The following is a 3,113-nucleotide window of genomic DNA, read 5'->3' on the forward strand; positions in this document are numbered from 1 at the left end:
GCCCCGCCCCGGGAGGGGGCGGGGCCGGGCCGTGGCGCGCCGGGCGGAGGGCCGGCCCGCGGGCGACCGGACCTCAGGAGAAGAGGCGCGGCCCGCAGTGCGGCCACTGGCCGGCGCCGGAGCGCTCGTACAGCGCCTGGGCGCGGGCCGTCTGCTCCGCGGCGGAGGCCTGCGAGGGCAGCCCGGAGCCGCCGACGGCCTGCCAGGTGGTCACGGAGAACTGGTAGAGCCCGTGGTACCGGCCGCTGGCGGAGACGATGGACGGGTTGCCCCCGGACTCGCACGCGGCGAGCGCCGCCCAGTTGAGGGAGCCGGCGGAGCCGGTCGAGGCGGCGGGCGCGCTGCCCGCGTCGGCCGCGGCGGCCGTGCCGGAGGGGGCCGCGGCGCGCGCCGGCGCGGCGACGGGGCGCGGCTTCGTGCCGACCGCGACGACCTCGTCGACCGGGGCCTGCGTGACGGCGTCCGACACGGGGGTGCGCGCCGTCTCGACGCCGTCGACGGTCGTCACGTGCTCCACGACCGTGCGCACGCCGGGGACGCCGGCCGTGAGCACGCGGCGGGTGCCGACCGTGCGCGCGGCGTCGTCCCTCTCGACGGTGGCGAAGGCGACCTCGCTCGTCGTCGTGACGTCCTGCTCCACGACGCGCTCCACGACGACCTGGACGCGGCCGTCGGCGTCCTCGCGGACCCCGACGCGGTCGAGCGGGCCCAGCGTCACGCCGAGCTCGACGAGCACCTCGGCGACGCCGACGGCGCCGTCCGGGGTCTGCAGGGTGGTGCCGTCCACGAGGACGTCGACGGGCCCGCCGTCCGCGAGCTCCAGGCCCAGGTCGGCGCGGCCGCCCGAGGAGCGCGAGGCGACGAGCTGGCCCGGCGCGCCGCGCTCGGCCATGGCCTCGAGGGCCGCGTCGGCGGTGAGGGCCGTGCTCCACACCGCGCGGGTGGCGCCGTCCTGCTCGACGAGGAGCGAGCGCGCGTGCCGGACCACGACGGTCGTGCCGTCGGCGAGGGCGCCGTCCGCGGGGGCGACGGCGTCGCGGTCGCCCACGGCCACGCCGTGCTCGACGAGCAGCTCGTCGACGGAGCCGGCGAAGGTGCCGACCTCGGTGAGGGTGCCGTCCACGTCGAGCGTGACGGACTTGTGGGCCTGGGCGTACCCGGCGGCGCCGCCCGTGAGGACGAGGGCGGCGACGGCGCCCGAGACGGGCAGGAGCAGGCGGCGGCGGCGGGAGGGGCCGGGCCGGCGCGGGGCGTCCTGCGCGGCGCCGGCGGAGGCGCCGGCGGGGAGGGTGTCGGGGGCGCCCGGGGTGGTGGCGTCGGGGGTGGCGGAGGTCGGGGGGAGCGTCACGTGGTTCCAGACGTCGCGGGTCCCGGGCACGGGGAGGGGTGCGCCGCGAGCGGCACCCGTGCACCGGTGCGTGCTGCACCGGTCGGCGCCCCGGGGTCTCCCGGCGCACCGCGCACGTCCCGGATCCCCGATCCGGCCGTCGACCGGCGCCCGCGGGCCCGGCCACGCTCGCCCGGGGGTCTCACCGGTCACGAGCGACGGTGGACCGTAACCGTCCCGTGACCCCGCTGCCAAGACCGCCGGCGCCCGATGTGTCCAGCGACACGCCGGACCACGGGGCCGGCGCACGCCGCCGGACCACGCCCGCGGCGAGAGGCCGGCGGGGCCGGGCGGGCCCCGCGGGCGCACGACGAGGGGCGCCGACCGCGGTGGTCGGCGCCCCTCGTCGTGCGGTGCGGGCCGGCGGGCCGGCGCGCGGTCCGGGCCGGTCCGGTCAGTACCAGCCGCGCGCCTTCGAGTGCGACCAGGCGCCGCAGGGGGTGCCGTAGCGGTCGGCGATGTAGCCCAGGCCCCAGGCGATCTGCGTGGCGGGGTTGGTGCGCCAGTCCGCGCCGGCCGAGGCCATCTTCGAGCCCGGCAGGGACTGGGGGATGCCGTAGGCGCCCGAGGAGCGGTTCTGGGCCAGGTGGTTCCAGCCGCTCTCCTTCTTCCACAGCGACACGAGGCAGGAGAACTGCTCGTCGCCCCAGCCGCGGGCGGCCACCATGCCGCGGGCGATCTCCTGGGCGGAGCCGGGGGCGACCGCGACGGCCGGGGGCGCGGCGGGGGCCGCCGCCGCGCCGGACGAGGACGACGCGGCGGACGACGCCGTGGCGGCGGCCGCCGCGGCGGCGGCGGCCTGCGCCCTCGCCGTCTCCCCCGTGCCGACGTGCACGACCTGCGCCACGGGGGCGGTCGTCACGGCGGACGCCACGGGTGCGCGGCTGACGACGACGCCGCCGACGAGCTCGCGCTCGTAGGTCGTGGTCCGGACGCCCTCGCGGCCCGCGGTCACCGTCCGGCGCACGCCCTCGGGCAGGTCGGGGTCGGCGACCTCCTGCGTCTCGAAGGGCACGGCCTCCGTGACGCTCTCGCCGTCGGCCTGCGCCCGGCTGACGAGGACGACGAGGCCCTCCACCGTCGCGGCGTCGAGCGGCACGGACACACGGTCGGCCTCGCCCAGGACGAGGCCGAGGTCGGAGAGCGCCTCGCCGACCGTCGGCGCACTGCTCGTCCCCTCGACGACCTGCCCGTCGACGACGAGGTGCACGGTCTTCGGCGTCGAGACCCGCAGGGGCTCGCGGCCGAGCGCGGCCGAGCGCGACGCCGACGCGCGCGCGTCGCCGCGCAGCCCGAGGTCGTCCAGCGCGTCCTCGACGGTGGTGGCGGTGGTGCTCCAGGTGCGGGTCTCGCCGTCGACCTCGGCCGTGACGGTCCGGGCGTGCCGCACGACGATCTCCGAGCCGTCCGTGACCGCGGTGCCGGGCGCGGGGGCCAGCACGTCCCCCTCGGCCACCTCGACGCCCGCGGCGGCCAGGACGTCGGCGACGGTGCGGCCGTAGCCCTCGACGGTGGTGCGCTCCCCGTCGACCTCGACGACGACCTCGCGGTGCGCCCCGGCGAAGGCCGTCGACGCCACGGTCACCGCGGCGAGCACCGCGCCCTGGGCGGCGAGGCGCCGGCGGTTGGCCGGACGGGCGGCGTGCTCGGCGGCGCGGCGGGCGGTGAAGCTCCTTGACCTCGTTCGCGACGACGGCGAAGCCCCGGCCCACCTCGCCGGCGCGCG

At 79.6% G+C, this 3,113-nt stretch carries 2 protein-coding genes; both read right to left on the minus strand.

Translation table 11 applies throughout. The features are described from left to right. Positions 1 to 73: 73 nt before the first annotated feature. Positions 74 to 1,348 carry a resuscitation-promoting factor gene (locus EJA20_RS18290; RefSeq protein WP_240675642.1) on the minus strand — a complete coding sequence of 425 codons (1,275 nt, stop codon included), beginning with the start codon at positions 1,346 to 1,348 and terminating at the stop codon, positions 74 to 76. 433 nt (positions 1,349 to 1,781) lie between these two features. Beyond that, the coding region (locus EJA20_RS18295) for an aggregation-promoting factor C-terminal-like domain-containing protein (RefSeq protein WP_338068847.1) at positions 1,782 to 3,113 on the minus strand (1,332 nt) is incomplete at its 5' end.

The organism is Cellulomonas endophytica (assembly GCF_004123805.1).
GTDB lineage: Bacteria > Actinomycetota > Actinomycetes > Actinomycetales > Cellulomonadaceae > Cellulomonas > Cellulomonas endophytica.